The sequence below is a fragment of the Microbacterium sp. NPDC056234 genome, assembly GCF_042267585.1.
Taxonomy (GTDB): domain Bacteria; phylum Actinomycetota; class Actinomycetes; order Actinomycetales; family Microbacteriaceae; genus Microbacterium.
In genome coordinates this window covers 937,702-963,799 of record NZ_JBHJTE010000001.1, presented here as the reverse complement: position 1 = coordinate 963,799, position 26,098 = coordinate 937,702, and the positions used below count along the sequence as shown (strand labels likewise).

23 protein-coding genes are annotated in these 26,098 nt (G+C 67.9%); 12 read left to right on the top strand and 11 right to left on the bottom strand.

Annotation, left to right across the window (positions count from 1 at the left end):
• Window positions 1-29: 29 nt before the first annotated feature.
• Window positions 30-770 carry a copper homeostasis protein CutC gene (locus tag ACFCYE_RS04595; RefSeq protein ID WP_376176689.1) on the bottom strand — a complete coding sequence of 247 codons (741 nt, stop codon included), beginning with the start codon at window positions 768-770 and terminating at the stop codon, window positions 30-32.
• A gap of 242 nt (window positions 771-1,012) precedes the next feature.
• Between ACFCYE_RS04595 and ACFCYE_RS04590 the strand changes: the two genes are divergently transcribed.
• The 6 genes from ACFCYE_RS04590 to ACFCYE_RS04565 are packed head-to-tail and all read left to right on the top strand — an operon-like array spanning window position 1,013 to window position 6,889.
• The gene (locus ACFCYE_RS04590) at window positions 1,013-1,999 is read left to right on the top strand and encodes an ABC transporter permease (protein WP_376176688.1); all 987 of its coding nucleotides are present in this window, start codon (window positions 1,013-1,015) and stop codon (window positions 1,997-1,999) included.
• A complete protein-coding gene (locus tag ACFCYE_RS04585) occupies window positions 1,999-2,688 on the top strand; it encodes a YesL family protein (protein WP_376176686.1) in 690 nt (229 codons plus the stop codon). The genes ACFCYE_RS04590 and ACFCYE_RS04585 overlap by 1 nt, the downstream gene beginning before the upstream one ends.
• A complete protein-coding gene (locus ACFCYE_RS04580; protein ID WP_376176685.1) occupies window positions 2,685-4,199 on the top strand; it encodes an extracellular solute-binding protein in 1,515 nt (504 codons plus the stop codon). Before ACFCYE_RS04585 ends, ACFCYE_RS04580 begins: the two co-directional genes overlap by 4 nt.
• A gap of 1 nt (window position 4,200) precedes the next feature.
• Window positions 4,201-5,493, top strand: a complete 1,293-nt coding sequence (locus tag ACFCYE_RS04575) for a glycoside hydrolase family 28 protein (RefSeq protein WP_376176683.1) — start codon at window positions 4,201-4,203, stop codon at window positions 5,491-5,493.
• 5 nt (window positions 5,494-5,498) lie between these two features.
• The gene (locus ACFCYE_RS04570; protein ID WP_376176681.1) at window positions 5,499-5,957 is read left to right on the top strand and encodes a hypothetical protein; all 459 of its coding nucleotides are present in this window, start codon (window positions 5,499-5,501) and stop codon (window positions 5,955-5,957) included.
• On the top strand, window positions 5,954-6,889 hold the full coding sequence (locus ACFCYE_RS04565; protein WP_376176679.1) for a carbohydrate ABC transporter permease: 936 nt from the start codon (window positions 5,954-5,956) through the stop codon (window positions 6,887-6,889). Before ACFCYE_RS04570 ends, ACFCYE_RS04565 begins: the two co-directional genes overlap by 4 nt.
• Before the next feature lie 22 nt (window positions 6,890-6,911).
• Here ACFCYE_RS04565 and ACFCYE_RS04560 read toward each other — a convergent pair whose 3' ends face one another.
• Genes ACFCYE_RS04560 through ACFCYE_RS04545 form a run of 4 tightly spaced genes read right to left on the bottom strand, consistent with a single transcriptional unit; the run spans window position 6,912 to window position 11,621 of the window.
• The gene (locus ACFCYE_RS04560) at window positions 6,912-8,255 is read right to left on the bottom strand and encodes a serine hydrolase domain-containing protein (RefSeq protein ID WP_376176677.1); all 1,344 of its coding nucleotides are present in this window, start codon (window positions 8,253-8,255) and stop codon (window positions 6,912-6,914) included.
• Entirely contained in the window at window positions 8,252-9,067 is an 816-nt protein-coding gene (locus tag ACFCYE_RS04555) for a PmoA family protein (RefSeq protein WP_376176675.1), read from the bottom strand. Before ACFCYE_RS04555 ends, ACFCYE_RS04560 begins: the two co-directional genes overlap by 4 nt.
• The gene (locus ACFCYE_RS04550) at window positions 9,064-10,080 is read right to left on the bottom strand and encodes a LacI family DNA-binding transcriptional regulator (protein WP_376176674.1); all 1,017 of its coding nucleotides are present in this window, start codon (window positions 10,078-10,080) and stop codon (window positions 9,064-9,066) included. The genes ACFCYE_RS04555 and ACFCYE_RS04550 overlap by 4 nt, the downstream gene beginning before the upstream one ends.
• A 5-nt stretch (window positions 10,081-10,085) precedes the next feature.
• A complete protein-coding gene (locus ACFCYE_RS04545) occupies window positions 10,086-11,621 on the bottom strand; it encodes a family 43 glycosylhydrolase (RefSeq protein WP_376176672.1) in 1,536 nt (511 codons plus the stop codon).
• A gap of 82 nt (window positions 11,622-11,703) precedes the next feature.
• Between ACFCYE_RS04545 and ACFCYE_RS04540 the strand changes: the two genes are divergently transcribed.
• From ACFCYE_RS04540 to ACFCYE_RS04530, 3 genes are all read left to right on the top strand, one after another.
• Window positions 11,704-12,144 (top strand): MarR family winged helix-turn-helix transcriptional regulator, encoded by a 441-nt coding sequence (locus tag ACFCYE_RS04540; protein WP_376176670.1) that lies wholly within the window; start codon window positions 11,704-11,706, stop codon window positions 12,142-12,144.
• Between the two features lie 5 nt (window positions 12,145-12,149).
• A complete protein-coding gene (locus ACFCYE_RS04535) occupies window positions 12,150-13,478 on the top strand; it encodes an MFS transporter (RefSeq protein ID WP_376177138.1) in 1,329 nt (442 codons plus the stop codon).
• Between the two features lie 110 nt (window positions 13,479-13,588).
• Entirely contained in the window at window positions 13,589-15,103 is a 1,515-nt protein-coding gene (locus ACFCYE_RS04530; RefSeq protein WP_376177136.1) for a molybdopterin-dependent oxidoreductase, read from the top strand.
• Window positions 15,104-15,112: 9 nt separating this feature from the next.
• Here ACFCYE_RS04530 and ACFCYE_RS04525 read toward each other — a convergent pair whose 3' ends face one another.
• The 4 genes from ACFCYE_RS04525 to ACFCYE_RS04510 form a co-directional block, all read right to left on the bottom strand.
• Window positions 15,113-16,042, bottom strand: coding sequence for a carbohydrate ABC transporter permease (locus ACFCYE_RS04525; RefSeq protein ID WP_376176668.1), 930 nt, complete (start codon window positions 16,040-16,042; stop codon window positions 15,113-15,115).
• On the bottom strand, window positions 16,039-16,974 hold the full coding sequence (locus ACFCYE_RS04520) for a carbohydrate ABC transporter permease (RefSeq protein ID WP_376176666.1): 936 nt from the start codon (window positions 16,972-16,974) through the stop codon (window positions 16,039-16,041). The genes ACFCYE_RS04525 and ACFCYE_RS04520 overlap by 4 nt, the downstream gene beginning before the upstream one ends.
• Before the next feature lie 65 nt (window positions 16,975-17,039).
• Entirely contained in the window at window positions 17,040-18,386 is a 1,347-nt protein-coding gene (locus ACFCYE_RS04515) for an ABC transporter substrate-binding protein (RefSeq protein WP_376176664.1), read from the bottom strand.
• 39 nt (window positions 18,387-18,425) lie between these two features.
• Window positions 18,426-20,534, bottom strand: a complete 2,109-nt coding sequence (locus ACFCYE_RS04510) for a beta-galactosidase (protein WP_376176663.1) — start codon at window positions 20,532-20,534, stop codon at window positions 18,426-18,428.
• Window positions 20,535-20,680: 146 nt separating this feature from the next.
• Here ACFCYE_RS04510 and ACFCYE_RS04505 point away from each other — a divergent pair, with 146 nt between their 5' ends.
• From ACFCYE_RS04505 to ACFCYE_RS04495, 3 genes are read left to right on the top strand one after another with little or no spacing between them, the layout of a single operon-like run.
• Entirely contained in the window at window positions 20,681-21,706 is a 1,026-nt protein-coding gene (locus ACFCYE_RS04505; RefSeq protein WP_376176661.1) for a LacI family DNA-binding transcriptional regulator, read from the top strand.
• Between the two features lie 42 nt (window positions 21,707-21,748).
• Window positions 21,749-23,644, top strand: a complete 1,896-nt coding sequence (locus tag ACFCYE_RS04500) for a BCCT family transporter (RefSeq protein WP_376176659.1) — start codon at window positions 21,749-21,751, stop codon at window positions 23,642-23,644.
• A gap of 56 nt (window positions 23,645-23,700) precedes the next feature.
• Window positions 23,701-23,877 (top strand): hypothetical protein, encoded by a 177-nt coding sequence (locus tag ACFCYE_RS04495; RefSeq protein ID WP_376176657.1) that lies wholly within the window; start codon window positions 23,701-23,703, stop codon window positions 23,875-23,877.
• An 88-nt stretch (window positions 23,878-23,965) separates the two neighbouring features.
• On the opposite strand, the gene rocD is transcribed toward ACFCYE_RS04495, so the two are convergent.
• Together rocD and ddaH are read right to left on the bottom strand one after the other, a co-directional pair.
• The gene (rocD, locus tag ACFCYE_RS04490) at window positions 23,966-25,147 is read right to left on the bottom strand and encodes an ornithine--oxo-acid transaminase (RefSeq protein ID WP_376176655.1); all 1,182 of its coding nucleotides are present in this window, start codon (window positions 25,145-25,147) and stop codon (window positions 23,966-23,968) included.
• Entirely contained in the window at window positions 25,144-26,025 is an 882-nt protein-coding gene (ddaH, locus tag ACFCYE_RS04485) for a dimethylargininase (RefSeq protein ID WP_376176653.1), read from the bottom strand. Before ddaH ends, rocD begins: the two co-directional genes overlap by 4 nt.
• Window positions 26,026-26,098 lie beyond the last annotated feature (73 nt).

Here is a 26,098-nt window from a genome sequence, read left to right as displayed (position 1 = left end):
GGCCGCTGTCCCGCTCGCGTCTCGCCGCGTCAGAGCCCGAGCGCCGCCCGCACCGCGAATGCGGCGTCGCGGTCTGTGACCTCGTACCCGCCGACGCCGTCGGATGCCGACCCCATCCGCACGCCGGTCGACTCCGAGACAGTGCGCTTGGCGGAGAAATGCACGGCGTCGACGCCGGTCGCGACGATCTCGGCGACGGATGCCGCATCCACTCCGCTGCCCGCCATGATCTGGATGCCGCTGTCGGCCTCCTCGACCAGACGACGCAGGACCTCGACGCCGTCGATGGCTGCTGACGCCCCGCCGGACGTGAGAATGCGGGTGAGACCCAGCTCCCGGGCCGCGTGCAGCGTGGCGACGGGATCCGGGGTCACATCGATCGCTCGGTGCAGTGTCACGGCGGCGCCGTTCGCCGCATCCACCAGACGCCCCATCGCCTCCTGGTCGAGCCGACCCGTCGCATCGAGGCAGCCGATCACGACGCCGGCGGCACCGGCGGAGACGGCGAAGCGGACATCGCGCTCGATCACCGCGAGCTCATCACGGTCGTAATGGAACCCGCCCGCCCTCGGGCGCACGAGCACATGGATCTCCGGACCATCCGCGGCCGACTCGGCCAGCGCGAGTTCGAGCGTCGCCGGAGACGGCGTGAGCCCGCCGAGCGCGAGCCCCTGCGTCAGCTCGACGCGTTCCGCACCCACCTCGCGGGCGATGCGCACACCGGCGGGATCCTGGACAGCGATTTCGAGAGCGAGGGTCACAGCATCCATTCTCGCGTGCGAGGCTCCGCGTCATGACGCCGGCGATGGTCAACCCCCTGTACTACGTTGTAGAGAATCGCCTCGAGCCCACCCGGAACGAACGGTTGTTGCCGACCGCCTCCCGTGCTAGTCTCGGGAAACCGGTTACCGAAGAAGCGTTTTCTCTGCGGTGGCCGAGACCCGGAACTCGATGATGAGCGCAGGAAGAGGCCCCCGATGGTGACCGATCTCGCGGTGAAGCGGACGCAGGCATGACCGTGCTGGAAGCCCCGAAGACCGACACGCCGGACGTCCCCGAGGGGCCGGGCGACGCGCTCGCCGCGCTGCGGCGCAAACGTCCGTGGTGGCAGGAGATCTGGCGGCACAAGGCGCTGTACCTCATGGCGCTGCCCGGCATCGTCTACTTCATCGTCTTCAAGTACGTCCCCATGGGTGGCGTGGTCATCGCCTTTCAGGACTATTCGCCCTTCCGCGGCATCCTGAACAGTCCGTGGGTCGGCTTCGAGCACTTCATCCGGTTCTTCACCGAAGACACCTTCTTCATGCTGTTGACCAACACGGTCGTCATCTCGATGCTGCTGCTGATCTTCGCGTTCCCCGTGCCGATCATCCTGGCGCTGATGCTGAACGAAGTGCGCACCAAACTGTTCCAGCGCAGCGTGCAGACCGTCATCTACCTACCGCACTTCATGTCGTGGGTCATCGTCGTCTCCTTGTTCTACGTGATGCTCACCACCGACGGCGGCAGCATCAACAACCTGCTCGCCTCGTGGGGATTCGAGCCGGTGCCGTTCCTCACCGACCCGAACTGGCTGCGTCCGCTCTACACGATCCAGGAGATTTGGAAGACGGCCGGTTGGGGCACGATCATCTATCTCGCCGCGATGACCGCGGTGGATCTGCAACTCTACGAAGCGGCCGAGATCGACGGCGCAGGGCGCTGGCTGCAGACGTGGCACATCACGCTGCCGGCGATCCGCCCGACGATCGTGGTGATGTTCATCCTGTCGATCGGCGACTTCCTCGAACTCGGCTTCGAGCACATGTTCCTCCTTCTGAACTCACTGAACCGCGAAGTCGGCGAGATCTTCGACACGTACGTCTACACCGCGGGTATCCAGAACGGACAACTCAGCTACGCGACCGCCGTCGGACTCTTCAAGGGGCTCGTCGGGCTCCTCCTCGTCATCGCCGCCAACAGACTCGCCAAGAAGCTCGGCGAGGAGGGCGTGTACTGATGTTCTCGTTCGAGGGCTTCATGCGGATCAACCTCTTCCTCAGGGGGATCTACCGCATCGCGTACCTCAACCTGCTCTGGATCGCCGCGACCGTCGCGGGTCTCGTCGTGTTCGGAATCGGCCCCGCGTCCTACGCGGTCGCGGCCTACATCGACCGCTGGTTCCGCTTCGGCGAGACGCCGCCGGTGACCCGCGCGTTCGTCGGACATCTGCGCACGCACTACTGGCGTTCGGCCGCGATGGGCTGGATCGTCAGTGCGGCTGCCGCGATCGCCATCACCAACATCTTCCTGGCGACGGACTGGATCCTGCAGTTCGCCAACGTCCTGGCGCTCATCGCGGTCGGCATCGTCGCCGCCTACGTGTTCCCGCTCATGGCCGCCACCGACGTCCGCGGCCTCGGCCGCCAGCTCGGTACAGCACTCATGATCGGGATCGGCTCACTGCACTGGACGATCGTCGCCACCGCCGCCGTCGCCGCGACTTTCTGGCTGCTGGCGAACTACGCCCTGCCGCTGCTCTTCCTGTTCGGCATCGGCATCCCCGCCGCCGCCGTCGGCTTCGTCACGCGCATCGTCTTCGGCCGCCTCGTCGCGGATGCCGCAGCCGAGGAACTTCACACCTCACCCCCCAGGGCACGCGAAACCACGCGGGTCCACGCCCACCTTGCGAGAGGAAAATCACAATGAGGAATCACTCAAGGCTCGGAATCGCCGTCGCTTCCGCCGCCGTCGCAGCAGTCGCGCTGGCCGGATGCGGAGCATCCAGCGGTGCATCGGACGGCCAGGCCGGCGAGATCCCCGAAGAGATCTCCTGGATGGCGGTGCTGCACACGCCGACGACGCCCGACGCCGACGGCCCGATTCAGACCGCGCTGGAGGAGTACACCGGGGCGGAAGTCGACTTCCAGTGGGTTCCCGCAGCCTCCACCGACGAGAAGATCAACGCCGCCCTGGCCTCTGACTCACTCGCCGACATCACGTCGCTGACCAACATCACGAATGCGTCCGTGCGCCAGGCACTGAAGTCCGGCCAGTTCTGGGACGTCGAGCCGTATCTCAAGGACTACGAGAACCTGTCGAAGATCGACGAGAAGACCATCGCGTCGGCGCGCGTGGACGGCAAGCTCTACGGCGTCCCGTTCCAGAAGCCGATCGCGCGCTACGGCGTGATCGTGCGCCAGGACTGGCTCGACAACCTCGGTCTCGAGGTGCCGCACACGATCGAGGAGCTCAGCGAGGTCGCCGTGGCCTTCACCACGCAGGACCCTGACGGCAACGGCGTCGACGACACGACGGGATTCATCGACCGCCTGGAAAGCTTCAAGCTCGGCTTCAAGAGCCTCGCCGGCTACTTCGGCGCCGGGAACAACTTCGTCGTCACGGATGACGACGAGGTGATCCCGACCTTCCAGACCGACGAGTTCAAACAGGCCATGGAGTGGTACCGCGGCCTCTACGAGCAGGGCGCCGTCAACGGCGAGTTCGTCACGATGCAGAAGCAGAACCAGATCGACGCCGTCGCCCAGGGCAAGGGCGGCATCATGGTCACGGGTCTGTTCGAGCCGAAGGGATACATGAATCTCGCGCTCAGCTCCGACCCGAACACCCCCATGGAATGGGCGCTGATCAACGACATCACCTTCGAGGACGTCCCGCGCCGCATCCTGTCCGACACCAACGGCGGCTTCGGCGGCTGGCTGGCGATGTCCACGAGCCAGGTCAAGGACGAAGCCGAACTGAAGGGGATGCTCGCGTTCATCGACAAGCTGCTCGATGAGGAGGCGTTCACGCTCATGACCAACGGCATCGAGGACGAGCACTACACGGTCGACTCGGAAGACATCGTGACGATCGCCGATCAGGCGAAGTGGGAGCAGGAAGTGCAGCCGTACTCCTCGTCCCGCCCCAGCGACAACGTCATCACCTTCAAGAGCTCGACGCCCTACGTCGACGAGGGCAACCAGAAGATCGAGGAGAACACCGAGTACGCCGTGATCGACCCCACGCTGCCGCTGTCCTCGGACGCCTTCGATCAGAGTTGGTCGACGATCCAGCAGGCCGCGAACGACGCCTACAACAAGTACATGGTGGGCCAGTTGGACATGGCCGGCTTCGAGGCCGCGATCGCCGATCTCGATGGCAAGGGCCTGAACACCATCATCGAGGAACTCAGCGCCTCGTACGCGGAGACGAACTGAGATGAGCGGGACGCAGGTGCAGAGCAGGGCCGCCCGATTCGGCTCGACGGGCGTGCAGCGGACCACCCGTGCGCTGCAGGCCGAGATCGACCGGGCCGCGGACTCGGGCGGCGGACGTGTGACGATCACGACCGGCGTGCACGAAACCGGCGCTCTGCGCCTGCGCTCCCGCGTGGAACTCCATCTCGAAGCAGGGGCGGTGCTGCGCTTCGTCGCCGACCCGGCCCTCTACCCGCCCGTGGCCGCGCGCTGGGAGGGCACTGCCACCACGATCCACTCGCCGTGCATCTATGCGCGCGACGCCGTCGACGTCGCGATCACGGGTCGCGGCGAGATCGACGGCGGGGGCGAGCGGTGGTGGGACGCTCATCGCGCCTCCTCACTCGCCTACCCTCGTCCCACCCTCATCGGAATCCATCAGAGCGAGCGCGTGGAGATCTCCGGCGTCACCCTGCGCAATTCCCCGGCATGGACCGTGCACCCTCTGCTGTGCGACGACGTGCACGTCACCGGCGTGCGCATCATCAATCCGCCGGATTCCCCCAACACCGACGGCATCAACCCCGAGTCCAGTCGCAACGTGCGCATCAGCGACTGCCACATCGACGTCGGCGACGACTGCATCGCGATCAAGGCCGGCAGCGAGCGCTCCGCCGAGCGTGTGGCATGCGAGAACATCGCCATCACGAACTGCACCATGGTGCACGGTCACGGTGGCGTGGTGATCGGCAGCGAGATGTCCGGCGGCGTGCGGGGTGTGGTCATCTCGAACTGCGTGTTCCAGGGCACCGACCGCGGAATCCGCATCAAGTCACGGCGCGGTCGCGGCGGCACGGTCGCTGATGTCCGAGTCTCGAACATCGTGATGGACGGTGTGATGTGCCCGGTCGTGATCAACCCGTTCTACTTCTGCGGCCCTGAAGGCAAGGAGCCGATCGTATCGGACCGCACCGCCCAGCCGGTCGGAGAGGGCACGCCGCGCTTCCACGGCATCCATCTCGCCCACATCACCGCAACCAACGTCTCATCCTGCGCGGCCTGGATCTCCGGGCTTCCGGAGGCTCCGCTGGAGAGCGTCACCCTGGAGGACTTCGTCGTGTCGTTCGCTGCGGATGCGGTCCCGGCCGTGCCGGCGATGGCCGACGGTGTTCCCGCGATCGCGGCGGGAGGCGTACATGCCCAGTTCGCCTCGGGGCTGCGACTCGTGGACGTGCACGTCCTCGGCGCGAGAGGTCCTGCTCTCGTCACCGACGGCACGGCACGCGTGGAGACCAGGGGAAGTGCGCTGGGATGACACTCATGACCGATGCTCCCCGGCACCAGGATGCCGCGCCAGCCCCGTTCCGTCGCCGGGCCGAACTCATCATCGCCGGCGTCGGCGTGCTGGCCGCCGGCGTGCTGCAGGGCGGCTTCGCTCTCGTGATCACCCGCAGCGACGACGCCACGCTGAGATCTCAGGTCGTACCCGCGTTGGAATCCGCCGGGCTCGCGGTCACGGATGCCGATGCCACCGTGGCACTCAACACGCTGGCGGCGTGGTTCGGATTCTCCTTCGTCCTGATCGCGGCGTTGTGCGCGATCGGCTGGTTCTTCGCCACGCACCGGCCGCGCCGACGTTCGACCGGATTCTGGTTCCTCGGCGCCGGACTCGCATGCCTGCTGGGAACGCAGCTCGTGCTCTATCCGGTCGCCTTCCTCTTCTTCTTCTCCGCCGCGCTGTTCGCAGTGCGCACCCCACCGCAACGGAGCACCTCATGACGACGACCTCGCAGATCACCGACGCGACGATCCCCATCCAGATCCGCCGCGCGAACCGCAACCGGCTCCGCGTGACGCCCGGTCGTCGCGTGTTCAGTGTGATCAACGGCATCCTGCTGACGGCGTTCGCACTCGTCTGCGTGCTGCCGTTCGTGAATGTCCTGGCCAGCTCCCTGGCGACGCCGGGCGAGCTCGCGACGCGACCGTTCATCCTGTGGCCGGAGACCTTCACGCTCGACGCCTATCGGTACATCCTGTCGACTCCGACGATCTTCCGTGCTCTGGGTGTCTCGGCGATCGTCACGATCGGCGGCACCTTCATCTCGCTGGTGCTCACCGCGTTCATGGCGTACGCCCTCTCGAAGAAGCACCTCAAGGGACGCCGGGTCATCAACTTCCTCGTGCTGTTCACGATGCTCTTCGCGGGCGGGATGATCCCGACGTTCATCGTCGTGAAGAACCTCGGCATGATCGACACGCTCTGGTCGCTCATCATCCCGGTCGCCATCAACGCGTTCAACTTCGTCATCATGCGCAGCTTCTTCCAGGGCATCCCCGAGAGCCTGGAAGAAGCCGCCCGCATCGACGGCTGCAGCGAGTTCGGCGTCTTCTGGCGGATCGTGCTTCCGCTCTCGCTGGCGTCGATCGCGACGATCGGCCTGTTCTACGCGGTGTACTACTGGAACACGTACCAGAGCGCGATTCTGTACATCAACAGCTCCGAACTCTGGCCCATGCAGGTTCTGCTGCGTCAGATCGTCGTGGTCGCCAGCGGTCTGAACACGAATGACATGGCCGTGGACATCGTGCCGCCGGCGCAGTCGGTGCGGATGGCCGTGATCTTCGTCGCCACCCTTCCGATGCTGCTGGTTTACCCGTTCGTGCAGCGGTTCTTCGTCAAGGGCGCACTGGTCGGCTCGGTCAAGGGCTGAACCGCCGGGGCCGGGGCCGACTTCAGCCCTGGTAACTGCCGCGGAAGGTCCAGGAGTCGCGCGTCCGCGGCCCGAACCCCTGAGACATCAGGGTCAGGATGCCGTCGCCGCTCACGACCAACCGCAACCGGACCGAGGCGATGTCGTCGCCGACGGCGCTCAGGCGTACGTGGAGCACGCCAGGTGCTGTCCAGCCGGCCGTGACGACGGCATCTCCCAGCGCGGTCGGGACCGTCGTCGGTCGCATGGTGGCGAAGACGAGCTCGTGCGCGTCTTCCCAGTGCACGCGGCCGCCGTCGGCACCCACCTCGACGACGATCGCGCCCGGCGCGCCCTCCCCGGTGATCAGAACGGCGTCGGCGCGGACAGGCACGGCGTACTGCGGATCATGCGGCGGCGTGGGCGGGGCGATTCCGATCGCGGAATCCGCCGCCGGGCCATCGTCGCGCTGCGCGTCCTGCCCCAGCTCGTCCACGGCCCGCAGCAGCATCTCGACGAGTCTCTGATCGCCGCCCGTCAGCGTCGTCGTGTCGGCGGTGACGACGGCCGCGAGCTGGCGCGCCGGGTCGCCGTAGACGATCTGACCGCCGAGCCCGAACATCATCCAGCTGTCGCCGCCGGGCAGCCACATCTGCCGCCCGTACCCCGCGCGCAACGGCGCACCCCAGGTCTGCATCGCGGGCGAGCTGCGCGGCTCGAGCAGCCGTGCCACGACGCGTTCGGGAAGGATGCGGCGGCTCCCCCGGCATCCGCCGCCGTTGAGGACCTCGGCGATCGGGAGCAGATCTGCGGGCGCCATGATGAGGCCGGACCCGCCGTGACTGATCCCCTCAGGTCCCGGCAGGAAATGCGCGCCTGCTCCGATGCCGAGGGGATCCAGCAGGCGAGGGCGAAGATAGTCGAGCATCGGCATGCCCGCGACGCGCTCGACCAAGGCAGCGAGCACGTACGAAGCGCTCGTGTCGTAGGTGAACAGCGTGCCGGGCCGTTGCGTCGGCGGCACCTGGAAATACGATTCGAACCAGCTGTCGGATGCCTCGACATAGGTCGTTCGGCTGTACGGACCGGTCATCGCGAGCATGTCGTCGATGCGGGTCTGCTCGAGCCACGGGTGCACCGGAGCCTGCTCGGGGAAGTACGTCATGATGCCGTCGTCCAGGGCGAGCAGCCCCTCCTCCACGAGCAGGAGGACGGCGAGCCCCGTGAACGACTTCGACACCGAGTACAGCCGATGCGGGGCCTGGAGACCGAACGGAGCGATGTCCTCGCGCACAATCGTGCGACCGCCGACGCTGATCTGGATCGAATGCAGGGCGATGTCTGCGGCGTGCGCTTCGGCGAACAGCGTTCGCAAGGGTCTGGTCACACCGCGTCCCTGACACCGTCGAGAAGCTGGTCGGCGATCTCCGCAGGGCGCACCGGGGAATGATCCAGGATCGCCACAGCGAGGTCGAGCCGCAGCGTCTCGCCCCGGGGCAGCTCGCGTCGGCTCTCCACGGCGAGCGCTGGGCCGAATCCGACGTATCCCTCGGCGCGGACGAACCACGGCATCCCGTTGGTGCTGACTCCGACGAGCGACGCATGCTCGGCATCCAGGCAGATCCAGGGCGAAAGCGAGCCGTGCGCGGCGTCGACACCACGGCCGTCCGCGGTTCGAAGGCTCGCTGCGGGGAAGGGCGCCCGCCAGAAGAGCCCCCCGTAGAACGCCCCCGGGCGACCGTTGGTCTGCGGGCTGCCGAAACTCACGTCCTGCTCGAGCGCCGTGAGCCGCGAGACCCAGACGACCTCCCACCGGTCTTCCAGCTCGCGGACCGTGATCGTGCGCTCCTCATCGAGCAGGGCAGCGCCGTGCACGTCGCGCCAGGAGACCTGTTCGATCACCGTCCCGTCGCTCACCTCACGGCCGGTCGAGCGCTGCGTGCCGTGGTTGTCGAGTGCGGTGGGGCCCTGACCGCGCACGTAGGTGCGCCCGCCCCAGAAGCTCGTCCCGTTGACGTCCGGAAACGCAGCGCTCACGCCGAGATGGTGTCGATGATCCTCGGGCTCGATCTCGGTGACCGCGACGCCGAGCGGGCTGGTCGCCGTCAGGAAGGGACGCGGCGACAAGCCCGCATCGACGGCTGTGCCGTCGTGATACTCGACGATCGCGCCTGCGCGGCGAACCAGCTCGATGGTCATTCGCGCGCCCTCGTGCTGCTGCGCGCGGCGAGCGCCGGCGAGAACATGATGGGTTCGCGCAGCGGATCAGCCGTCATCTCCGCACGCAGGACGGTCCAGATCTGCTCGCCGATCTCGGCGAGCCGCGACGTCATCGTCGTCAACGACGGCGACGAGTAGCGCGCGAACGGGATGTCGTCGAAGCCCGCGACCGAGATCTCATCGGGCACCGACACCCCTTCCTCGGACAGACGTCCCAGCAGACCGAGCGCCACGACATCGTTGTAGGCGATCACGGCGGTGGCACCGGTGGCGCGCAGCGCCGGCCACGCATCGTAGCCATCCTCGAACGAGTGCCCGCACGGCACGTCGATGATCTCGATGCCCGGCTCGCTCTCACGGATCTCGGCGAGACCGCGCTCGCGCTCCCAGTTCGCACGGGCATACGCCGGTCCGGCGAGGAACGCGATCCGGCGGTGACCGAGGGAGATGAGATGCCGGGCCAGCACGATGACGCCCTCGTGGTAGTCGATCAGCACGGACCCGGCATTCTTCCCGGTGGTGCGGTTGAACACCGCGACCGGACCGATCCGAGGCAGCAGCTCGAGCAGGTCGGGCCGTGTCATGCGCGGGGAGAACAGCGCGACGGCATCCGTGCGGTCGCGCAGATCTCGGGCGAGATCCGGTTCGCCGTCCGCATCCTCGAACGAATCCGTGACGACGACGTGATAGCCGTCGCGGGCGGCCGCCCTGTTGAATCCATGCAGCACCTGGTGGAACATCGGGTTTCCGAGGTCCGGGACGAGCACGCCCACCGTCCTGCTGACACCGAGCGAGAGCGAACGGGCGGTCTGGCTCGGCGTATAGCCGAGCTCGTCGATGACCTGCCGCACGCGCTGTGCGATCTCGGCGTTGACGGTGGGGATGCCGTTGAGCACCCGCGACACGGTCGCCTTGGACACACCGGCGGCCTGCGCGATGTCGTTGATCGTCGTCCCGCGCGTCGGCGCTGTTCGCGCTCGTCGTGTCGCCATCGTCGCTACTCCCCCATCGTGATGCCGAAGTCGCGGAAACGGGCGAGGACCTCGCCTGCTCCGTGCCGTCCCGCTGCGAACAGCGAGACGGCCGCCCCGACCCAGTGCCCCTCGATCGCCTGGAACTGCGGATCGATATCGATCCTCGCACCGTCTGCGACCAGCTCGACGCGCACGCGCGCGTCTGCGTCGACATCCAGCGTGACCGTCGCGGTCGCGGCGGCGATCGGCACGCGCAGGTGCACGCGCTCCTCCTGGTCGTCGCGCTCGCGGACCGCGACGACGGCTTCGGCGCCGTCCGCGCCGATCCGCACTCCGGCCCAGACATAGGTGTATCCCAGCACCGCGATGCCTGCTCGGTCGCCCGACTTCGTGGTGACCAGCTCGACGTCCACGCGCGAGGTCGACGGCTGCCCGGGCAACGGCTGCGAGATGACCCGGGAGAGCGTGCGGACGTTACCGCTGTCTGCGCTGCCGCGCAGCGTGAGCGCAGACGGCGTCCAGGCGTCGTGGTCGCGCCCGACCACGGCATCCGGATCCGGGTCGGCCTCCCACTGCCAGTCGGCGCTCGGGACGCCGTCGGCGAAATCGTCGGGGCGGGCGAGGGTGCGCAGGCCCTGATCCGTGCCGCGCGGGGATGGATGCTGCAGCACCGGCTGCGCCGGCCCGCCCGCGACCGCCTGGCCCATCACGGGCCAGCCGTCCTCACCCCATGCCATGGGCTGCAGGTGGAGGACTCGGCCGTACACGCCGCGGTCCTGGAAGTGCAGGAACCAGTCGCCGCCCTGGCCGTCGTCGACCCACGCGCCCTGGTGCGGACCATTCACCGGGGTGTCGCCCTGCGACAGCACGACGCGGTGCTCGTACGGTCCGTACGGATTGTCGGATCGGAACACGGTCTGCCAGCCGGTCGCCACGCCGCCTGCCGGTGCGAAGATCCAGTACTCGCCGTCGCGCTGATAGAACTTCGGCCCCTCGACCGTCGTGAACCCTTCCAGGCGATCACCGTCGATGACATCCACCGCGACGCCGCGGGTCTCGGTGAGCAGCCCGTCGACTTCAACGACCGTGAGCGCGTTCTTGCGTCCAGAACGCGAACGCGCCCAGCCGTGCACGAGATACGTGCTGCCGTCCTCGGCCCAGAGCGGGCACGGATCGATCAGCCCGAGTCCTGCCAGCAGCAGTCGCGGCGGCGACCAGGGGCCGGCCGGGTCTTCGGCGGTGACGACGAAGATCCCCTGGTCCGGGTCGGGGTAGACGACGAAGAAGGTCCCGTCGTGGTGTCGGATCGACGGCGCCCACACTCCCCCGCCGTGTCGAGGCAGCGCGAACCAGGCCGCCGGTTCATTGCGCTCGATCGCATAGGAGATGCGGGTCCAGTTCACGAGATCGTCGGAGACGAAGATCGGCAGCCCTGGCGCGCGATGGAAGCTCGATGCCACGAGGTAGAAGCGATCACCGACGCGAATGGCATCAGGATCCGGCACATCGGCATCGATGATCGGGTTGCGATACAGGCTCGCATCTTCGACGAGTTTCATCTCCCTCACGGTAGTCGAGAAACCGGTTCCTGTCCAAGCGTCTCCCCCACGCCGACCGAAACTTAGTTAGACTACCTAAGTAATGCCTGCCTCTGACGAATCGCTGCACACCACCGCCACCGACCTGCGCATGGCCACCTTCCGACTGGCTCGCCGCCTCCGTCGGGAACGCGCCGACGATCACATCAGCGACGCGCACTTCGCCGTGCTCGCCAGCCTGAAGATGAACGGCGCCCTCACGATCGGCGCCCTCGCCCAGCGGGAGCGCGTCACAGCCCCGACGATGTCGAGCACGGTCGCGGCCCTCGTCGAAGACGGCTACGTGACCCGCGTGCAGGACGCGGATGACCGGCGCCGCGTCCAGGTGGAGATCACCGATGCCGGGACGGCTGTGGTCACCGAGACCGTGCGCAAGCGCGATGCAGCGCTCTCCGATGCCCTGTCCGAACTGGATTTCACCGAGACGGAGCTGCGAACGCTGCGGGACGCCAGCGCCCTGATGCGGAAGGTGGCCGAGCGGTGAGCGCCATGTTCCGGTCGTTCTCGACCTTCAACTACCGGATCTGGTTCATCGGCGCCCTGGTGTCCAACGTCGGCGGATGGATGCAGGCCACCGCACAGGACTGGGTCGTGCTGACCGAGCTGACCGACAACGACGCCACGGCGATGGGCGTGACGATGGCACTGCAGTTCGGTCCACCGCTCGTGCTGGTCAGCCTGACGGGGTGGGCGGCCGATCGATTCGATCGGCGCAAGCTCCTGCTCGTGACCCAGACGACTCTGATGATCCTCGCGCTCGGCGTCGCCGCCCTGCTGCTCACCGGCGTCATGACGCTGCCGCTGATGTTCCTGTTCGCGCTGGCGTTCGGAATCACCAACGCGTTCGACGCACCGGCGCGACAGGCGTTCGTGTCCGACATGGTGTCGATCGACGACGCGTCGAACGCGGTCGCGCTGAACTCGGCATCCTTCAACATGGCCCGGCTTCTGGGCCCCGCCGTCGGTGGCCTGCTGATCGTCGTGGTCGGAACCGGGTGGGTGTTCGTCGCGAACGCGGTGACCTTCCTCGCCATGCTCATCGCGCTGCTCATGATGCGCTCCGGCGAGCTGATCCCCCGCGTCAAGAGCCGAAAGGGCTCCGGTCTGGCCGAAGGCTTCCGCTACGCGTGGCGCAGGAGCGATCTCGCCGTCACGTTCGTGATGGTGTTCCTCATCGGCGCGTTCGGCATGAACTTCCCGATCTTCGCCTCGACGATGGCCCTCGAATTCGGCCGCGAGGCCGACGGGTACGGCGTGCTCAGCTCGGTACTGGCGATCGGATCGCTCACCGGCGCCCTGCTCGCGGCCCGGCGGGAGCGCGCCCGCATCCGCGTCTTCGTGATCGCCGCCGGTGGCTTCGGCGTCGCTTCGCTCATCTCGGCGGCGATGCCGACGTACTGGACGTACGCCGCGTCGCTCATGTTCATCGGATTCATGATCGTGACGATGATGACCACCGCGAACGGTTACGTCCAGACCACGACCGATCCGGCGCTGCGCGGCCGGGTGCTCGCGCTCTACATGGCCGTCATCATGGGCTCGACGCCGGTCGGCGCTCCGATCGCCGGGTGGATCACCGATGCGTTCGGCCCGCGGGCCGCGATCGCGGTCGGCGGTTTCGCCGGCATCCTGGCGATGATGATCGGAGTCGGATGGATGCTCGCGTCCGGACGCCTGCACCGCCAGGAGGACACCCGCTTCCGGCTGACGCTGGATGAGACCCGTCCGTTGACCGTGGTGGCGCCGGACCCGACGGAGTTCAGCGACGAGGTCGCCGCGACGACACCGATCCGCACGGAGCACCGCCGCGAGGCCTGATCGACCGCAGGACACTTGCGAGTTCTCACGATTTCGTGACCGGTGCCCCGTGCGCGCCTCGGTGCTCGTAGCCTGAGCCTGTGACCTCTTCTTTCCCACGACGCCGGACGATGGCCGCGGTCGCGGGCATCGCTGCGGCGATCGTCGGCGTGGGAATCGGCGAACTCGCCGCCGCGCTCTTCGCCGCGTCGTCCAGCCCGTTCGCGGTGGTCGGCGGCTCCTCGATCGACGCGGCGCCGACGTGGGCCAAGGACACCGCGATCGCGTGGTTCGGCACCGCCGACAAGGCCGCTCTGCTGGTCGGGATCGGCATCGTCCTCGTCTTGGCCGCCGCGATCGCCGGTATCTGCGAGGCGCGCTGGCGCCGCTCGGGCGTCATCGCGTTCGTCCTGATCGGCGGTGTGGTCGCCGTCATCGCCCTCACCCGATCGGATGCGGGGATGCTCGCGTGGCTGCCGTCGCTGCTGGCCGGAGTGGCGGGCGGCGTCGCACTGCACCTGCTCATCGGCATCCTGACCGGCCGCCCCGAAACGGATGCCGCGGAGCACGCCGAACTGCCGACGCGACGCCGCTTCCTCGCCTGGGCGGGTGGCGCCGCCGCGCTCGGCATCGCGCTCACGATCGCCGGAGCCGTCGCACGCGCGGGGACCTCGGCCATCACGACCGTGCGCGACGCGCTGCGGCTGCCCCGCCCGGCGACGCGGGCCCCCAGCCCGCCGGCCGGGGCAGCGCTGGACGTTCCAGGCCTCTCGCCGCTGATCACCCCCAACAGCGACTTCTACCGGATCGACACCGCACTCGTCGTGCCGACGGTTGATCCGGCATCCTGGCGACTGCGCATCCACGGGATGGTCGCGGAGGAGTTCGAACTCACCTGGGACGAACTGCTCGCGCTGCCGCTCACCGAGACGACGGTGACGCTGTCGTGCGTCTCGAACGAGGTCGGCGGAGACCTCATCGGCAACGCGGTGTGGCTGGGCTACCCGATACGTGAACTGCTCGCGCGGACGCGGCCGAGCGCCGACGCCGACATGGTCCTGTCGACGTCCGCCGACGGCTTCACCGCCGGCACGCCGCTGGAGGCCCTCACCGACGACCGCGACGCGCTGCTCGCGATCGGCATGAACGGCGAGCCGCTGCCGCTCGCGCACGGCTTCCCTGCCCGGATGGTGGTACCGGGGCTCTACGGCTACGTCTCGGCGACGAAGTGGGTCACGGATCTCGAGGTCACCCGCTTCGACCGCGACCGCGCGTACTGGACGGATCGCGGATGGTCGGCCCAGGGCCCGATCAAACTGCAGTCGCGCATCGATGTTCCGCGCGCCGGCCGCGGCGTCGACGCCGGCGACAGCGTGATCGCCGGCGTCGCGTGGCAGCCGCGCACCGGCGTCGCCGCCGTCGAGGTGCAGATCGACGACGGCGACTGGCAGCAGGCGGAGCTCGCACCGGCCATCTCCGACGACACCTGGGTCCAGTGGCGGATGCCGTGGCGCGCCGAACCAGGAGACCACCGCATCCGCTGCCGCGCGGTCAGTGCCGACGGCGAGACGCAGACCGAGGCACCCGCGCCGCCGGCGCCGGATGGTGCGACCGGATGGCACACGGTGAGCGTCAGCGTCGGCTGACGCGCCCCCTCACTCCTTCACGCTGCCGGAGGACAGCCCCGTCTGCCAGTACCGCTGGAGGAACAGGAACGCGATGACGAGCGGAAGGATCGAGACGAACGATCCGGTGATCACGGTCGAGAACACCGCCTGGGACCCGCCTCCGGCCGATGCCGCCGCCTGGATCTGCGCGAGTCCGACCGTGATCGGGTACAACTCCGAGGTGTTCAGCATGATCAGCGGCAGGAAGTAGTTGTTCCACGTTCCGACCAGCGAGAAGAGGAAGACCGTGACCAGACCTGGTCCGAGCAGCCGGAGCCCGATCTGCCAGAACGTGCGGAACTCCCCCGAGCCGTCGACGCGCGCGGCTTCGACGATGCTGTCCGGGATCGCATCGGCCGCGTAGACGCGCATGAGGTACACCCCGAACGGGCTGACGAGCGACGGGACGATGATGGCCCACGGCGTATCGGTGAGGTTCGCCGCCGAGAACAGCAGATACGTCGGCAGCGCCAGCGCGGTCAGCGGGATCATGACGGCACCGAGCGTGATGCTGAACAGCAGCTTCCCGCCGCGGAACTCGTACTTCGCGAACGCATAACCGGCCATCGCCGACAGCAGGGTCGCTCCGACGGCCGCGACGACGGCGTAGAGGATGGTGTTCAGGATCCACCTCAGGAAGATGCCGTCGCGCATCTCGAAGAGCTGGACGAGGTTCTCCCACAGCGAGAAGTCCCCGCCGAACCACAGCCCGAACGTGGTGAACAGCGCGGCGTTGTCCTTCGTCGAGGAGACCAGCAACCACCACAGCGGAAGGACGAAGTAGAGCACGCACAGCCACAGCAGCACGGTCAGCAGCAGGCTGCGCCGCTTCTGCGCCACGTACGGGCGCGGCCGGCGAGCGCGCCGTCGACTGACGGATCCGGGCGCGACGACCGCGCGGGTGTCGAGGTCGGTCATGAGAGCCTCCGCTCGCGCCGCTCACGGCGCTGCTCGCTGAGCTGGACGACGTACGACACGACGGCGATCACGATCCCGAGCAGGAAGGCGATGGCGGCGGCGTAATTCAGCTCCTGATTGATGAACGCGAGGTTGTACGCGTAGTAGTTCGGGGTGAACGAATTCGAGATCGCATCCGGGGCGATCGTGTTGAGCAGGCTCGGCTCGTTGAACAGCTGGAACGAACCGATGATGCTGAAGATGATCGTCAGCATGATGGCGGGCCGGATGGCCGGGATCTTGATGCTCCACGCGACCCGGAACTGACCGGCACCGTCGATCTCCGCGGCCTCGTACAGCTCCGCGGGGATCGACCGCAGCGCCGCGTACATGATGATCATGTTGTAGCCGATGAACTCCCACGTGACGATGTTCATCATCGATCCGAGGACCGACCCCGGCGAGAGGAAGTCCGGAGTGCCGAGCCCCACAGACCGAGCCACCTGCGCGATCGGACCGAAGTCCGGCCCGTACAGGTAGCCCCACATCAGCGTCGCGACCACGGCAGGGACGGCGTACGGCATGAAGATCAGCAGCCGGATGCTGCGCGACCCGCGGGCCCTGCCGCTGTCCAGCGCAAGAGCGAAGAACAGGGCGAGGCCCAGCATGATCGGTACCTGCACGACGAGGAACAGGGCTACACGACCGAGACTGGCCAGGAAGTCCGGATCCATCAGCGCACGTGCGTAGTTGGCGAGTCCGGCGAACTGCTCGCCGCCGATGAGCTTGCTCTCGAACAGGCTCAGATAGCCCGAGTAGATGAGCGGGACGACGAGCATCGCGGTGAAGACGATGAAGAACGGAAGGATGAACAGATAGGCGGCGCGCTGCTGCTTGCGCTTGATCGTGCCGGCTCGACGGCGCTGCGCCTCCGGCAAGGGGGACTGCGACATGGCGGATCCTCTCGGAAGATGTCGGCGGGGCACTGCGCGTCGCCGCGGCAGCGCCCCGCCCGGTCTCACTCGACGGTGAAGCCCTGGTCCTCGGCGTAGGTCACGAGGTCGTCCTGCCACGCGTCGAGCGCGTCGGCGATGTCGCCCTTGGCGGCGATGACCGTGCCGACGTTCTCCTCGTACGAGGCGTAGGCGTAGTCCATGAACGGCAGCCACTGGAAGTCCGTGTCGACCGTCTCCGAGATCTCCGCGAACAGCTTGTTGACCTGCTGCCCGCCGTAGAACTCCGATTCGAGATCGGTGAACGCGGGATCCTCCAGCACCGACACCTGCGGCGGGTACAGGAACTGCTGCGTGGCGAACTGCATCGCCGACTCCTCGTCATGGTTGAGGAACATCGCCAGCTCCGCGGCGGCGATGGGGTTCTTGCTCGTCGCGAGCACCGCATCCGACGATCCGCCCCAGTTCCCGGATGCCGATGCCCCTTCCTCGACCTGCGGCAGCGGCGCTGCGCGCCACAGCCCTGAGGTGTTCTCGGCCGTGCCCTGCAGGAAGACGGGCCCCCACGCCGCGGTCAGCCAGCCGGCGTACTTGCCGTTGGACAGCCCCTGGTACCACTCGTCCGTGAAGTCGACGTCGGTGGCGACCAGATCCTTCTGGATCAGATCGGTCCAGTAGGACGCGATCTCCTTCGCGCCTTCGTTGTTGACATCGATCGAGACGGTCTCCTTGCCGTCGTAACCGAACGGCTTGAGGCCGGCCTGCCAGAAGAACCCGATCATCTGACCGGCCTGCGTGGCGCCGAGATTGGAGATGTAGGAGCCTGTCGCGTCCTTGACAGCCTGCGCGGCAGTCGCGTACTCCTCCCACGTCGCCGGCGGCTCTGTGATTCCTGCCTGCGTCAGCAGGTCCTCTCGGTAGAGGTTGCCCATCGGTCCCACGTCCTGCGGGATCGACCAGACCTCGTCGCCGGGCGAGACCTGATTCCACGCCCACCCGACGTAGTCATCTGCGAGGTCGTCGGCCCCGTGCGGCGCGAGATCGAGCAGCGCCTCGGCCAGGACGAAGGACGGGATGTGCTGGTACTCGATCTGCGCGACATCCGGCGCTCCCTCCCCCGCCTCGAGCGCGCTGCGCAGCTTCTGGTAGTGCGGCAGGCCCTGCCCGACGTTCTCCACCTTCACATCGATCTCCGGGTACTTCTCCTCGAAGAGAGCGACCTCGTCTTCGATGTTGGGCACCCAGGTCCAGAAGGTCAGCTCGGTGGGCGTGTTCAGCGCCTCTTCGCGCTGCTCATCAGTGATCGGCCCAGCGCTCTCCTCCTGCCCACCGGGCGTGCACCCGGCGAGGACGAGAGCGGTGAGGGCGGCGCCGGCGATGAGCGCGGCGCGACGCTGTGCTGTGTTTCTCATGTCCTTCTTCCTCTTCATTGAGTGACGAGCGGATGCGCGTCAGCGGTCGATCAGGATCAGCGATCCCCACGGTTCGATGGTGAGCTCGTCGCCTGCCGAGTGGCCGGTGCCGTCCACGGCATTCTCCACATCCCCGGCCAGCGCGATCGATGCGGCGGCCCAGCTCCAGTTGAAGACGAACCAGGCTCGCCGCCCGTCCGGCAGCGTCCCGGAGCCGACCGTCACCGGAAGCGCGCGGTCGGTCGTGAGGCGGTCGGCGATCGCGGCGGGCACGGCCCACCGGAACAGGCTCGCCGCGAGGTCGGCGGACGGCACGGTGCCGACGGTCGTGACCCGCCCCTGTCCGTGCGGCTTCGTCACGATCGCCGGGAAGGAACGGAACCACGGATGGTCGTACTCGGCGACGACCCGGGCATCCTCGTCGGCGATCAGCCCGTCCGCCCAGAGGCGAGCGGTGCCGACGACACCCGGCAGTTCCGTGGAGTTCAGCACGACGTCGTGCTGCAGGTTCGAGAACTCCTCGTAGTGGACGCCCGCCGCTGCGGTCAGACGGTCGGGCGCCGGGGCGACGCGCGCCCGCGCCTCCTCATCCGCGTAGCCGGTGCGGATGCCGATGAGGAGATGCCCTCCCGCCTCGGCGTACGCGGCGAGCAGGTCGAGCTCCTCGTCCGTGGCGACATAGAATCCCGGCGCGACGAGGACCGGGAAGCGTTCGGCGAGCGCGGTGGCTCCGATCTCGAGCGCCTGCGCCGGGTGCAGAATGCGCGCCTGCGCGCCTGCGTCGACGACCCCCCGATGGAAGGCATCGAAGATCCGGTGGTACGCGGCTCGATCCGGTCGGCCATCGGCATCCGGGAACGGCGGACTGAACTCGAGCGCGTATCGGCTGTCGTTCGACCAGAGGATCGCCACGTCCGCGTCCGGCTCGAAACCGTCCAGACGTGTGCCGATCGATCCGAGCGTCGCGCCCAGACCCGCGACCTCCCGGTAGATGCGCCCCGGTTCGAGGCTGTGCGGCAGGACTCCGCCCCAGTACGTCTCCGTGCCGTACGGCAGCGTGTGCCAGTGCCAGTACTCGATCATCGCCGCCCCACGCGAGATGAGGGCGAGCGCCGCCTGTCGAAGCTGACCCGGATAGGGCGGCATGTTGAACTCCGGACCACCGATGGACTGCGCATCCGTCTCCGTCACGAGGAAACGCGACTGCTGGGAGGAGAACAGCCGGTCCGCCTGGCGGAGCAGGCCTGCCACCCCCGACGTCGTCCACGGCGTCACCGGATCCGGCTCGCGCGTCGCGTCGAGATGATCCTGCATCGCGTAGTACGGGTTGCCTGCGGTCACGTCGAGCCCGCGCACCAGCTTCTCGTCGTCGACGGCCGGCCGCGGGTAGGCGATGCAGGTCGTCACGAACTGCCCCGGTGCGGCGTACTCGCGCACGATGTCCGCCTGCCAGGTGATGAACTCGGTGGTGAGATCGGCCTGATAGCGCCGCCAGGCGAGGTCGTACTGGGGAAGCGTGTTGCCGTCCGGCGTCCACAGCTCGGACCAGTCCGCGATCCGATGCGACCAGTAGGTCAGCCCCCACTCGCGATTGAGCGTGTCGACATCGCCGTAGGTCGCCGCGAGCCGGCGGACGAACCGTCGGAAGGTTCCCCCGTTGTGCGGCAGGAGCATCCCCGGCTCGTTGTCGACCTGGTAACCGATGACCGCCGGATGGTCGACGTAGCGCGAGATCACGGCGCGGATCACGCGTTCGGCATGGAACCGGAACGCGGGGTGCGAGTAGTCGACCTCCTGCCGCCCGCCCCAGGCCATCGGTCTCCCGGTGCTCACCTCGGCCGCGATCTCGGGATACGCCTGCTGCAGCCACGGCGGCACGGCGTAGGTCGGGGTGCCGAGGATCACGGAGATCCCCCTGGCGTGCGCGCCGTCCAGCACCGGCTCGAGCCAGTCCAGCTCGTACTCGCCGTCCCGCGGCTCCCACGTCGACCAGACGGACTCGCCGACTCGGATGACGGTGAACCCGGCATCCTTCATCAGGTCCAGGTCGATCTCGGTGCGCTCGTCGCGGTGGTACTCCGCGTAGTACGCGGCTCCGAAAAGGATGCCGCTGAGCTCGCGCGCGTCCGTGGGGCGCTGCTGGTTCATCTGCCGTACTCCGTTGTCATCGTGGCGAGGGATGTTGTCGACAACATCCGCTGAGAGCTACTATGTTGTCGACAACATCACCTTGTCAAGACCTGGTTTCCCCCGACATGCGAAAGTTCTTGAGAGACCAGACGACGGGAGCACGTATGACCACCGGGAAGACCCCAGCCAAGCCGTCGACGATCTACGACGTCGCCACAGCGGCCGGGGTGTCGCACCAGACGGTCACCCGCTTCCTGCGCGGCTACAAGGGGATCCGGCCGGAGACGCAGGCCCGCGTCGAACACGCGATCGCGGAACTCGGGTACCGCCCCAATCTCACGGCGCGGAGCCTGAAATCGGGACGCTCGCACCGCATCGGTGCGCTGACGCACGAGCTCTCGCAGGTCGGACCGAGCCGCATCGCCGAGGGTGCCGCTGCCGCCGCACGCGAAGCCGGTTACGTGCTCGACCTCGTCTCGCTGGACATGCGCAATCCGCACGCCGTCGAAGAGTCGCTCGCGCTGCTCACCCAGCAGGACCTCGCCGGAATCCTCGCGCTCGGCTCGACGGATGAGATGTCCCGGGCCTTCACCTCGACGAGGTTCCGCGTGCCGACGTTCATCGACGTCGAGTCCGACGATGAGCCGGATCCGTATCGCAACCGACTGTCCAATGCGAGCATGCCGTCCCTGGTGGACCACCTCGTCGAGTGGGGGCATCGACGGATCGCGCTGATCGCGGGTCCGGACAACTGGTCGGCCTCGCGCAACCGCACCCGGGCGTTCCACGCCGCACTCGCCCGGCACGGCCTCGAGGCTGAGGCGGTCGTCCAGGGAGACTGGTCGGCGCGCTCCGGCCATGCGGCCGTCGCCGAGGCCGACGGGATCGGTGCCGCCACCGCCGTGGTCGCAGCCAACGACCAGACCGCCCTCGGGGCGATGCTCGCTCTCAAGGAGAGCGGGCGTCGAGTCCCCGAGGACGTGAGCGTGGTCGGCATCGACGACATCCCTGAGGCGCGGTACTACGACCCGCCGCTGACCACCGTCCACAACCCGTTCGAGCTGCAGGGTCGCGCAGCCCTGCATCGTCTGCTCGCACTCATCGACCCCGACCACGCGATCGATCTCGACGTGCCCCTTCCGCAACTGATGGTCCGGCGCTCGTCCGGGCCGGCACCGGAACCGCGCTGAGGTCCTCCCCCACCCGGCGGACGATCTCGCTACCGTGTACTCATGAGCGGACCGGAGAACGCGCAGAATCAGGATGCCGCGGCATCCTCCACTCCCGGCGACGCGACGACGACGCCCCGCAGGTCGTTGCCGCCCGTGCAGCGCTGGGTCTTCTGGCCCGCCGCGGCGATCATCTTCGTGTTCGTGTCGTTCACCCTGATCGCCCCGCATCTTGCGGAGGAGATGTTCGGGGCGATCCAGAACACGATCGTCAATGCGTTCAACTGGTACTACGTGCTGATCGCCGCACTGTTCGTCGCGTTCAGCCTGTTCATGGGCTTCAGCCGCTTCGGCGACATCAAGCTCGGACGCGACGACGACGAGCCGGAGTTCTCTCTCATGAGCTGGTTCTCGCTGCTGTTCGCCGCCGGCATGGGCATCGGCCTGGTGTTCTACGGCGTCTCCGAACCGCTCAGTCACTTCACGAACCCCCGCCCCGGCGTCGAGGGGACGCCGGAGCAACTGGCCCAGGCCGCACTCGGTCAGACATACCTGCACTGGGGCGTGCACGCCTGGTCGATCTATGTCGTGATCGGACTCGCGCTGGCCTACGCGATCCATCGGCGCCGCCGTCCGATCTCCATCCGGTGGACGCTCGAGCCGCTGCTCGGCAAGCGCGTCGAGGGCGGCTGGGGTCACGCGATCGACGTCGTCGCCCTGGTCGGAACGCTGTTCGGTGTCGCCACGTCACTGGGTCTCGGAGTCATCCAGATCAGCGCCGGACTCTCGTCGGCGGGACTGGGCACACCCGACGAGACCACGCAGGTCATCATCATCCTCGTCATCTCGGTCTTCGTGCTCGCCTCGGTCCTGTCGGGTGTCACCAAGGGCATGAAGTGGCTGTCGAACATCAACCTCATCATGGCCGGGCTTCTGGTGCTCTACCTGCTGGTGATGGGTCAGACCGAGTTCCTCCTGCGGGAGTTCGTGCAGTCGATCGGCTACTACGTCCAGAACTTCGTCGGGCTGTCGTTCAATGTCAGCGCCTTCCAGGGCACAGCCGGCGAGGAATGGCAGGCGGCGTGGACGTCGTTCTACTGGGGTTGGTGGATCTCGTGGGCGCCGTTCGTCGGAATCTTCATCGCCCGGATCTCCAAAGGCAGGACCGTGCGCGAGTTCGTCGCGGGTGTCATCCTGGTGCCCACGCTGCTCGGCATCCTGTGGTTCGCGGTCATGGGCGGTTCGGCGCTCGCGATCGAGCTCCAGTCGCCAGGGACCCTCACGAACGAGGACGGCACGGTGGACCTGCAGGGCGCACTGTTCGAGCTGCTGCAGCACGTGCCGGGGACCACGGTCGTCACGATCGGCGCCATCCTGCTGATCGCGATCTTCTTCGTGACGTCTGCGGACTCCGGCGCGCTCGTGATGGGCATGATCGCGACCGGAGGCCAGCAGAACCCGAAGCGCTGGATCCGCGCGTTCTTCGTCCTGGTCACCGCGGCCCTCGCGATCGCGCTGCTGCTGGCCGGTGGCCTCACCGCGCTGCAGACGGCGGCGATCACGATCGCCCTGCCGTTCAGCATCGTGATGCTGCTCATCTGCTGGGCGACCGCGATCGCGTTCATCCGCGAACGCCGTGCGTACGCCAGGGCGGAACGCGCGCAGCTCATCGACAAGATCGGCGACTACTACGGCCTCGAGGTCGAATCCCGCGCCGAACAGGGAATCATCGGCGCTCAGCCGCGCTGGCTGCGTCACCTGCAGCGTCGGCTGGGGATGCCGGTGGCGCCGACGACGCCCATCCGCATCCCGCACGAGCTGCTGGAGGCCGAGAGCCATGCGGATGCCGGGCCGGCCGGCCTCGACGTCGACGAGCTCGTCTCGGACGACGAGCTGTCATCGCACGATGACCAGGACATCCCCGAGCATGGGGAGGACGGCGCTTCGCCGGTGCGCTGAACCGAGGAAAGTCAATGCCCTTCGCGCCGGGCACCCGGCATCCGTACGCTCACGGCATGGAAGACAACACCGGACGCACACCGCACCCCGAGGATCCGGCCGAAGGTCCGGACATCGACGAGACCGGCGCGCCACTCGGCGGCGATGAGACCACCGAGGAGCAGCTCACCGCCGACAACGCGGCGGAGGAGGACACGCTGCGCACCCTCGATCCGGACGACAGTCCGGCCTGACATCCGCGCGGGTCCGCGAGGGGACGCGAATGGCCGCCTTGCACGACGCAAGGCGGCCATCGGCAATACCTGCCGCGCAGGCGCTCGCTCAGCCCTCCAGCACGAGGCGGAGCTGCTCCAGCGCCCAATCGATCTCGGTCGCGCGGATCACGAGCGGCGGGGCGATGCGGACTGTCTGCCCGTGGGTGTCCTTGACGAGGACGCCGCGCTCCATGAGCTTTTCGGCGATCTCCCGTCCCGTTCCCTTGGCCGGATCGATGTCGACACCGGCCCAGAGTCCTGCCGCGCGGACTGCCGTCACGCCATGGCCGACGAGCTTCTCCAGTCCCGTCGCAAGATGAGCGCCGAGAGCGCGGGACCGCTCCTGCACCTCGCCGGACTCCAGCATCTCGACGACTCGGAGTCCGACCGCCGCGGCGAGCGGATTGCCGCCGAAGGTGGAACCGTGCTCGCCGGGGCGGATGACCCCGAGCACGTCGCGATCGCCGACCACGGCGGAGACGGGGAGGATGCCGCCGCCGAGAGCCTTGCCCAGCAGGTACAGGTCGGGTACCACGCCCTCCCGGTCGCACGCGAACGTCTCGCCGACGCGGCCGAGCCCGGCCTGGATCTCATCGGCGATGAACAGCACGTTGCGCTCGGTGCAGATCTCACGGATGCGGCGCAGGTATCCCTCTGGCGGGATGACGACACCCGCCTCGCCCTGGATCGGCTCGACGAGCACCGCGGCCGTGTCATCGGTGATCGCAGCGGCCACCGCGTCCGCATCTCCGAACGGGACGATGTCGAAACCGGCCATGAACGGGCCGAAGCCGCCACGCGCCGACTCGTCGTCGCTGAAGCTGACGATCGTCGTCGTGCGTCCGTGGAAGTTGCCGGCCGCCACCACGATGCGTGCGGCATCCGCCGGGATGCCCTTGACCCGGTATCCCCAGGCGCGCGCGACCTTGATGCCGGTCTCGACGGCCTCGGCGCCGGTGTTCATCGGCAGGACCATCTCCTTGCCGCACAGGCGGGCGAGCGCCTCGGCGAACGGCTCGAGCCGGTCGTTCATGAAGGCACGGCTGGTGAGCGTCACACGCCCGAGCTGCTCCGTGACGGCCGCGACGAGCGCGGGATGCCGGTGTCCGAAGTTCACGGCCGAGTAGGCGGCGAGCAGATCCAGGTAGCGCTTGCCCTCGACATCCGTCACCCATGCCCCTTCGCCGCGGGCGATCGTGACAGGCAGCGGGTGATAGTTCTCCGCGACGTGCGGTTCGAGGGAGGTCACTTCGCTCCTCGCAGTTCGAGCGTGCAGCACTTGATGCCGCCCCCGCCGAGCAGCAGCTCGGACAGGTCGACCATGATCGGGTTGTAGCCGCGCTCGCGCAGCTGCTTCTCGAAGCCCTTCGCACGCGGCGAGATGACGACGTTGTACCCGTCGCTCGCGGAGTTCAGACCGAACACCGCGCCGTCCTCGTCGGAGACCAGGATGGCGTCGGGGAAGCGCTCCTCGAGGATCGCGCGGCTGGCGTCGTCGAACGCACCGGGCAGGTAGGCGATGTTGGCGTGCTCCGGACCGCCGTTGTCCACGCCCTGCACCGGATCGAGCACGGCGATCGCCGTGTCGAGGTGGTAGAAGCGCGGGTCCACGAGGTTCAGCGTGACGACCTCGCGACCGAACACGTCACCGACCTCTCGGTGGCTGTCGCCGGTGGAGCGGAAGCCGGTGCCCGCGAGGATGACGTCACCGACGAGCAGGAAGTCGCCCTCGCCCTCGTTGACCTCCTTCGGCAGGACCGTGTCGAAGCCGTTGGCGCGGAACCACTCGGCGAATGCGGGCGCCTCGCCCTGGCGCTCGACGAAACGGAACTCCGGCACGTAAGCGCGACCGTCGATGAGGAAGCCGCCGTTGGCCGTGTAGACCATGTCCGGGTATCCGGGCAGCGGGTCGATGAGCTCGACCTCGTGACCGAGCTCGAGATAGAGGTCGTGAAGCTTCTGCCACTGCGCGACGGCCTTCGCCGTGTCTGTCGGGCCCGCCGGGTCCATCCACGGGTTGATCGTGTAGCTGACCGTGAAGTGCTCGGGGCGGCACATCAGATAGCGGCGGTGGTGCGCTGTGCGGGTCGTGGGGGTTGTGCGCACTGCGGTCTCGGGCGTCGACATGGTGCTCCTCAGGAAGAGATGCGGCGGACGCTGTCCAGGGGCCCGGCGGGCCTTCGACCCGGAGCTCAGTGCG

What these genes read in the sequence shown, in the direction of transcription:
- ACFCYE_RS04595 (WP_376176689.1), bottom strand. Translation starts at nt 770, where the DNA reads ATGGATGCTGTGACCCTCGCTCTCGAAATCGCTGTCCAGGATCCCGCC.
- ACFCYE_RS04590 (WP_376176688.1), top strand. Translation starts at nt 1,013, where the DNA reads ATGACCGTGCTGGAAGCCCCGAAGACCGACACGCCGGACGTCCCCGAG.
- ACFCYE_RS04585 (WP_376176686.1), top strand. Translation starts at nt 1,999, where the DNA reads ATGTTCTCGTTCGAGGGCTTCATGCGGATCAACCTCTTCCTCAGGGGG.
- ACFCYE_RS04580 (WP_376176685.1), top strand. Translation starts at nt 2,685, where the DNA reads ATGAGGAATCACTCAAGGCTCGGAATCGCCGTCGCTTCCGCCGCCGTC.
- ACFCYE_RS04575 (WP_376176683.1), top strand. Translation starts at nt 4,201, where the DNA reads ATGAGCGGGACGCAGGTGCAGAGCAGGGCCGCCCGATTCGGCTCGACG.
- ACFCYE_RS04570 (WP_376176681.1), top strand. Translation starts at nt 5,499, where the DNA reads ATGACCGATGCTCCCCGGCACCAGGATGCCGCGCCAGCCCCGTTCCGT.
- ACFCYE_RS04565 (WP_376176679.1), top strand. Translation starts at nt 5,954, where the DNA reads ATGACGACGACCTCGCAGATCACCGACGCGACGATCCCCATCCAGATC.
- ACFCYE_RS04555 (WP_376176675.1), bottom strand. Translation starts at nt 9,067, where the DNA reads ATGACCATCGAGCTGGTTCGCCGCGCAGGCGCGATCGTCGAGTATCAC.
- ACFCYE_RS04550 (WP_376176674.1), bottom strand. Translation starts at nt 10,080, where the DNA reads ATGGCGACACGACGAGCGCGAACAGCGCCGACGCGCGGGACGACGATC.
- ACFCYE_RS04545 (WP_376176672.1), bottom strand. Translation starts at nt 11,621, where the DNA reads ATGAAACTCGTCGAAGATGCGAGCCTGTATCGCAACCCGATCATCGAT.
- ACFCYE_RS04540 (WP_376176670.1), top strand. Translation starts at nt 11,704, where the DNA reads ATGCCTGCCTCTGACGAATCGCTGCACACCACCGCCACCGACCTGCGC.
- ACFCYE_RS04535 (WP_376177138.1), top strand. Translation starts at nt 12,150, where the DNA reads ATGTTCCGGTCGTTCTCGACCTTCAACTACCGGATCTGGTTCATCGGC.
- ACFCYE_RS04530 (WP_376177136.1), top strand. Translation starts at nt 13,589, where the DNA reads ATGGCCGCGGTCGCGGGCATCGCTGCGGCGATCGTCGGCGTGGGAATC.
- ACFCYE_RS04525 (WP_376176668.1), bottom strand. Translation starts at nt 16,042, where the DNA reads ATGACCGACCTCGACACCCGCGCGGTCGTCGCGCCCGGATCCGTCAGT.
- ACFCYE_RS04520 (WP_376176666.1), bottom strand. Translation starts at nt 16,974, where the DNA reads ATGTCGCAGTCCCCCTTGCCGGAGGCGCAGCGCCGTCGAGCCGGCACG.
- ACFCYE_RS04515 (WP_376176664.1), bottom strand. Translation starts at nt 18,386, where the DNA reads ATGAGAAACACAGCACAGCGTCGCGCCGCGCTCATCGCCGGCGCCGCC.
- ACFCYE_RS04510 (WP_376176663.1), bottom strand. Translation starts at nt 20,534, where the DNA reads ATGAACCAGCAGCGCCCCACGGACGCGCGCGAGCTCAGCGGCATCCTT.
- ACFCYE_RS04505 (WP_376176661.1), top strand. Translation starts at nt 20,681, where the DNA reads ATGACCACCGGGAAGACCCCAGCCAAGCCGTCGACGATCTACGACGTC.
- ACFCYE_RS04500 (WP_376176659.1), top strand. Translation starts at nt 21,749, where the DNA reads ATGAGCGGACCGGAGAACGCGCAGAATCAGGATGCCGCGGCATCCTCC.
- ACFCYE_RS04495 (WP_376176657.1), top strand. Translation starts at nt 23,701, where the DNA reads ATGGAAGACAACACCGGACGCACACCGCACCCCGAGGATCCGGCCGAA.
- ddaH (WP_376176653.1), bottom strand. Translation starts at nt 26,025, where the DNA reads ATGTCGACGCCCGAGACCGCAGTGCGCACAACCCCCACGACCCGCACA.